The organism is Agrococcus sp. HG114, from assembly GCF_024723325.1.
GTDB lineage: Bacteria > Actinomycetota > Actinomycetes > Actinomycetales > Microbacteriaceae > Agrococcus.
Window position 1 is genome coordinate 1 of record NZ_JANQCH010000131.1, and the last position, 6,247, is coordinate 6,247.

At 74.2% G+C, this 6,247-nt stretch carries 8 protein-coding genes; 5 read left to right on the top strand and 3 right to left on the bottom strand.

From position 1 onward, the window contains the following. Positions 1-248 (top strand): LemA family protein (locus NWP09_RS10950; protein WP_258275549.1); only part of this gene is annotated, 248 nt, incomplete at its 5' end. Here the strand turns inward: NWP09_RS10950 and NWP09_RS10955 are convergent. After that, entirely contained in the window at positions 245-1,459 is a 1,215-nt protein-coding gene (locus NWP09_RS10955) for a winged helix-turn-helix domain-containing protein (protein ID WP_258275550.1), read from the bottom strand. The genes NWP09_RS10950 and NWP09_RS10955 overlap by 4 nt on opposite strands. A gap of 69 nt (positions 1,460-1,528) precedes the next feature. Between NWP09_RS10955 and NWP09_RS10960 the strand changes: the two genes are divergently transcribed. After that, the gene (locus tag NWP09_RS10960) at positions 1,529-2,749 is read left to right on the top strand and encodes an AI-2E family transporter (protein WP_258275551.1); all 1,221 of its coding nucleotides are present in this window, start codon (positions 1,529-1,531) and stop codon (positions 2,747-2,749) included. Further along, on the top strand, positions 2,746-3,990 hold the full coding sequence (ilvA, locus tag NWP09_RS10965) for a threonine ammonia-lyase (RefSeq protein ID WP_258275552.1): 1,245 nt from the start codon (positions 2,746-2,748) through the stop codon (positions 3,988-3,990). The genes NWP09_RS10960 and ilvA overlap by 4 nt, the downstream gene beginning before the upstream one ends. Positions 3,991-4,095: 105 nt before the next feature. Here the strand turns inward: ilvA and greA are convergent, their stop codons facing one another. Together greA and NWP09_RS10975 are read right to left on the bottom strand one after the other, a co-directional pair. Beyond that, positions 4,096-4,581 carry a transcription elongation factor GreA gene (greA, locus tag NWP09_RS10970; RefSeq protein ID WP_258275553.1) on the bottom strand — a complete coding sequence of 162 codons (486 nt, stop codon included), beginning with the start codon at positions 4,579-4,581 and terminating at the stop codon, positions 4,096-4,098. Between the two features lie 55 nt (positions 4,582-4,636). Next, positions 4,637-5,029, bottom strand: coding sequence for a DUF4307 domain-containing protein (locus NWP09_RS10975; protein ID WP_258275554.1), 393 nt, complete (start codon positions 5,027-5,029; stop codon positions 4,637-4,639). Between the two features lie 88 nt (positions 5,030-5,117). Here NWP09_RS10975 and mca point away from each other — a divergent pair, with 88 nt between their 5' ends. Beyond that, positions 5,118-5,972, top strand: a complete 855-nt coding sequence (gene mca / locus NWP09_RS10980) for a mycothiol conjugate amidase Mca (protein ID WP_258275555.1) — start codon at positions 5,118-5,120, stop codon at positions 5,970-5,972. Beyond that, the coding region (locus NWP09_RS10985) for a hypothetical protein (RefSeq protein ID WP_258275556.1) at positions 5,973-6,247 on the top strand (275 nt) is incomplete at its 3' end. It abuts the gene before it with no gap.

Here is a 6,247-nt window from a genome sequence, read left to right on the forward strand (position 1 = left end):
CGCTCGTGCAGGCGGCGTCGACGCAGCCGGCCGGGTCGGACGCCGCGGAGGCGCGCGCGGCGCTCGCGGGCCTCGACGAGGAGGCGCAGGCGCGCCGCCGCGACTACAACACGGGCGCGCGGGAGCTCAACGCCAAGGCGCGCCGCTTCCCGACGTCGCTCTTCGCCGGGGCAGCGGGCGGCAGGCGCGACTTCTTCGAGGTCGACCAGAGCGGAGCGGTCGCCGAGCCGCCCCGCATCCAGTTCTAGAGCGCCGCAGCGACCGCGCGCGCCCACGTCCCCGGCCCCGCGACCTCCACCCGATCGAGCCCCTGCCACGCCGCCGCCTCGTGCAGCGCGGGCGCGAGGCGCGCGGCGAGCTCGTCCGCGCGCTCCTCGTGGGCCGGCTCGATCGTCGCGTGCTGCACGCGCAGCACGCCGGCCCTCCGGTCGCTCTTGAGGTCGACGCGGCCGACGAGGTGGTCGTCGATGAGCACCGGCAGCACGTAGTAGCCGTGGGCTCGCTGCGCCGCGGGCGTGTAGATCGAGATCCGGTACTCGAACCCGAACAGGCGCTCTGCGCGCGGCCGGTGCCACACGAGCGGGTCGAAGGGCGACAGCAGCGCTGTGCCGCGCACCCTCCGCGGGCTCCTCGCCGACGTCGAGCGGAACGCGGGCCGGCCCCAGCCCTCGACCTCGACCTGCTCGAGCTCCCCGGCGTCGACGAGCGCCTCGGCCGCGACCTTCGTGTCGGCGACCGGCAGGCGGTGGTAGTCGGCGAGGTCGTCGAGGGTCGCGACGCCGTACGCCGCGGCGGCGCGCGCGACGAGCTCCCGTTGCGCGTCGCGCGCGTCCACCTCGGCGCGCGCCGCGTCGGGCAGGACGCCGTCGGCGACGGCGTAGCGCCGCTCGAACCTGCTGCGCCCGACCGTGACGAGCTCGCCCCGCTGGAACAGCACCGCCGTCGCCCAGTAGGCATCCGACTTGTTCCACCAGCCGCCGGGCAGGCGCTCGTGGGCGGGATGCTCCATGTCGCTCGGGCGCATCGGCCCGCGCTCGGCGAACTCGGCCCGCACGTCGTCGATGAGCGTCGCGTGCTCGGCGGCCCAGCGCTCGCCGCCGCCGCGCAGCGGCCGCCGTCGCCGCCAGCCCCACAGCGGCCAGTCGGCGACGGGGATGACCGCCGCCTCGTGCGCGAGGTACTCGGTGTACGCCCCGAGCCCGCGGCCGTGGTCGTGGTGCAGCAGCCGGTCGAGCGCGCGGCGGTCGTACGGCCCGAGCCGCGACAGCAGCGGCAGGTAGTGGCTGCGCTCGAAGACGTTGACCGAGTCGAGCTGCAGCAGGCCGAGCCGCCCGATGGCCCGCTCGAGCGTCCTCGCGCCCGCGCGGCCCCGCTCGCCGGGCAGTGCGCCGTCGAGCCCGACCGCTGCGATCGCGATCCGTCGCGCCTGCGCGCCGGAGATCCTCGTCGGTCGCGTCATGGTCGGAGGCTAGCAACGGCCGCCGACGCATGCCGCGCGGGGGAGTGGCGCCGACCGTAGGATCGAGCAATGACGCTCGACCAGCCGCGCGACCGCCCGACCGCGACCGCGCCCGGCGACGACGCGGTGAGCCGCGGCATGCTCATCGCCGGCGCGTGGGCCTGGCGCTTCGTGGCGGTCGCGGCCGCCACGGCGATCGTGATCGCGCTCATCGTCGTCTTCCGCATCGTCGTGATCCCGCTGTTCGTCGCCGCGCTCATCACGACCGCCCTGCTGCCGCTCGTCGACGGCCTCGTGCGCGCCCGCTGGCCGCGCGGGCTCGCGGTCGCCCTCGCGGTCGTGGGGCTCATCGTCGGCGTCGTCGGACTCGGCTGGCTCGCGATCGCCCAGATCCGCGATGGCTACCCCGCCCTGCAGGACCGCGCGGTCGCGTGGTGGGGCGAGACGCAGGCGTGGATCCTGTCGCTGCCGTTCGAGATCGACGAGGCCGACCTGCAGGGGTTCGGCGAGAACATCCTCGGCACCGTGCGGGACGACCTCTCCTCGGTGGTCTCGAGCGCCCTCTCGGTCGGGTCGTCGGTCGGCCACTTCCTCGCCGGCGCGCTGCTCGCGATCTTCGCGCTCATCTTCACGCTGCTCGACGGCCGCCGCATCTGGAGCTGGCTCGTCGGCGTGCTCCCGCGCCGCGCGCGCGCCGCGACCGACGCGGCCGCGCACACCGGCTGGGCGACGCTCGGCAGCTTCGTGCGCGTGCAGGTCCTCGTCGCCTTCATCGACGCCGTCGGCATCGGCCTCGGCGCGTGGATCCTCGGCATGTTCTTCGAGGGCGGCATGCCGCTCGTCCTGCCCATCGCGATCCTCGTCTTCCTCGGCTCGTTCATCCCGATCATCGGCGCGATCTTCACGGGCGCGATCGCCGTGCTCGTCGCGCTCGTGTCGTTCGGGTTCTGGCCGGCGGTCATCATGCTCGGCATCGTGCTGCTCGTGCAGCAGATCGAGAGCCACGTGCTGCAGCCGCTCATCATGGGGACGGCGGTGAAGGTGCACCCGCTCGCGGTCGTGCTCGCCGTCGGCGCCGGTTCCACGATCGCCGGCATCGCCGGCGCGTTCTTCGCCGTGCCCGTCGTCGCCTTCCTCAACACCTTCATCAAGTCGGTCGCCGCCGCGGCTCGGGGCGAGGCGCAGCCCGCGGTGCCCGGCGATCCCGCGCTCCGGCCCGGCCTGCCCGCGGGCGGCGCGACCCGCGACGCGCTGGGCGAGCGCGACGCCGACGGCGGGGAGCGGCGATGACCGCGGTCGAGCCGACCGCGCTGCCCGGCCCGAGCCTCGTCGACTTCGAGGCCGCTCGCGAGCGGCTCGCGGGGATCGTGCAGGAGACGCCGATGGAGCGCTCGCGCTACCTCGGCGCGATGCACGGCGCCGACGTGTTCCTGAAGTGCGAGAACCTGCAGCGCACCGGTGCCTACAAGATCCGCGGCGCCTACAACATGCTCGCGAAGCTCCCCGACGAGGAGCGCGCGCGGGGCGTCGTGGCGGCCTCGGCGGGCAACCACGCGCAGGGCGTCGCGTTCGCTGCGTCGGCGCTCGGCATGCGCGCGACGATCTTCATGCCCGTCGGCGTCGCCCTCCCGAAGCTGCAGGCGACGCGCGACTACGGCGCGGCGGTCGAGCTGCGCGGCCTCGACTTCCAGACCGCGCTCGCGGCGGCGGTCGAGCACGTCGAGCGCACCGGCGCGACCTTCGTGCCGCCCTACGACCACCACGACGTCATCGAGGGCCAGGGCACGGTGGGGCTCGAGATCCTCGAGCAGGTCCCGGATGCGACGACGGTCGTCGTGCCGATCGGCGGCGGCGGGCTCGCGGCCGGGGTCGCCTCCGCGATCCGCCAGCGCGCGGCGCTGGGCGGCCGCGAGGTGCGCATCGTCGGCGTCCAGGCGGAGCGGGCGGCGAGCTACCTGCCGTCGCTCGAGGCCGGGGAGCCGACCACGATCGTCACCCTGCCGACGATCGCCGACGGGATCGCGGTCGCCCGGCCCGGCACCCTGCCGTTCGCGATCATCCGCGACGCCGTCGACGAGATCGTCACGGTCTCCGAGGACGACATCGCCCGCGCGATGATCGCGCTCCTCGAGCGCGCCAAGCTCGTCGTCGAGCCCTCGGGGGCGGTCACGACCGCCGCGATCATGACCGGCCTCGTCGCATCCGACGGCCCCACGGTCGCCGTGCTCTCGGGCGGCAACATCGACCCGCTGTTCATGGAGCGGGTCATCTCGCGCGGCCTCGCCGCGTCGCAGCGCTACCTGAAGGTGCGCATCGCGCTGCCCGACCGGCCCGGCCAGCTCGCGATCATCGCGCAGATCGTCTCGGACGAGCAGGCGAACGTCGTCGAGGTGCTGCACTCCCAGCACAACGCGTGGACGTCGATCAGCGACGTGTCGATCGACATCTCGGTCACGACGCGCGGGCCCGAGCACGCCGAGCGGGTGCTCGAGGCGCTGCGCCGCGCGGGCTACGAGCCGCAGGTGCTCTGAGCGTCTCAGAGCGGGACGGCCCAGCGCCTGCGGAAGAGGAGCCGCCCAGGACGCGGCAGAGGCGCGGCCCCGGGGACCGCGCCTCGGCGCTGCAGGGCCGAGGGCTCAGCCGCGGTAGGTCGCGACGTCCTTGATCTGGACCTCGATGGTCGCGCCCGTGGGGGTCTGGTACGTGGCCGTCTCGCCGATGCGCTTGCCGAGGATGGCCTGGCCGAGCGGGCTCGCCTCGCTGTAGACGTCGAGGTCGTCGCCGGCCTCGGCGATCTCGCGGTTGCCGACGAGGAACGTGGCCTCGTCGCCCGCGATGGTCGCGGTCACGACGGTGCCCGGCTCGACGACGCCGTCGGCCTCGGGCGCCTCGCCCACCTTCGCGGTGCGCAGCAGCTGCACGACCTGCGCGATGCGGGCCTCGATCTGCGCCTGGTCGTCCTTCGCGGCGTGGTAGCCGCCGTTCTCCTTGAGGTCGCCCTCGTCGCGGGCCTCCTCAATGCGCTTGGCGATCTCGGCGCGCACGGGGCCCTGCAGGTGCTCGAGCTCAGCCTGCAGCCGGTCGTACGCCTCCTGCGTGAGCCAGGTCTCCGTGGTGCTCATGTCTTCTCCTGATATGCACAGAACCGGCCCCGAGTGGGCCGGTCCAATGGTCAGTCTATGACAGCCAGCACTCCGAGACCAATCCCGTCGTCGCCCGCTCGGTCGTGCGCACCTCCACGCGATGCGTGGCCGTCTGGGTCTCGGCGCCCGGCAGCTCGACCTCGCGCCACCCGACGATCGTGTAGGCCGGGTTCAGCGCCTCGACGGCGCACGTCACGGGCGTGCCCGGCTCGACGGTCACCTCGAAGATCACCTCGACGGTGGAGTCGTCGACGATCTCGAACGCGATGTCGCGCGACTGGAGGGTCGTGCGGGCCGGATCGGTGCCGACCCACCACACCCACAGCGTCGCCGTGAGCAGCACCGCGAGCCCCGCGACGATCCCGAGCGCGCGCTCGCGCCGCGACCAGCTCCGGGTGCGGCCGTAGCGGGCTTCGAGATGGGTCATCGGGGGGCCTGTCGTGGGAGGATGGGGGCTGGATCCAGCCTAGTCGCCGCGCCCCGCGGCGCCTCTGGGCTGCGGGAGGGGAGAGGCCGTGCGACGGCTGCTCGCGGTGCATGCGCACCCTGACGACGAGTCGAGCAAGGGCGCCGCCACGCTCGCGCGCTACGCGGCCGACGGCGCCTCGGTCACGGTGGTCTCGTGCACCGGCGGCGAGAGCGGCAGCGTGCTCAACGAGCGCTTCGAGGACCGCCACCGCGCGGCGCGCGACATGGCGGGGCTCCGGCGGCGCGAGATGCTCGCGGCGCAGGAGGCGCTCGGCATCGACCACGCCTGGCTCGGCTACGTCGACTCCGGCCTCCCCGACGAGGGCGAGCCGCTGCGCGCGCTGTCGTTCGCGACCATCCCGGTCGAGGTCTCCGGCCGCCCGCTCGTGCGGCTCATCCGCCGACTGCGCCCGCAGGTCGTCATCACCTACGACGAGACCGGCGGCTACCCGCACCCCGACCACATCCGCTGCCACGAGGTCACGATGTGGGCGGTCGAGCACGCGGCCGAGGGCCTGCCCGAGCTCGGCGAGCCGTGGGAGGTGCAGAAGGTCTACTTCGACCGCTCGATGACCGGCGTGCGCATGGCCGCCCTCCTCTCTGCGCTCGAGGCCGCGTCGCCCGACGACGACCGGCTCCCGTTCGTGCGGGAGTGGGCGGCGCGCATGGCCGAGCGGCCCGGCACGCTCACGACGCGCGTGCACGTGGGCGACCACCTCGAGGCGCGAGACCGGGCGCTGCGCGCGCACGCGAGCCAGGTCGATCCCGAGTCGCGCTTCTTCTTCTGGCCGAACGAGCTGCTGCGCGCGACGTGGCCCACCGATGACTACGAGCTCGTGCGCTCGCGCGTGCCGGGCGCCGCCGACGAGGACGACCTGTTCACAGGCGTCGAGGAGGACTGAATGCTGTTCCGCTCGCCCGACGAGCTCGGCTTCGACCCCAACCAGGTCACGCCGGGCTGGATCGGCTTCACGGCCACCGCGCTCGTCGCGGTCGTGATCATGCTGCTGCTGTGGGACTTCAACCGCCGCGTGCGGCGCATCAACAACCGCGCCGAGGCGAAGGAGCGCATCGCGGCGGAGCTCGCCGAGCGCGACGCCGCGGCCGCGCGCGCCAGCGGCGGCGACGCGGCGAGCGATGCCGTCGCGGATGCGCGTGGCGACGACGGCGGGGGGAG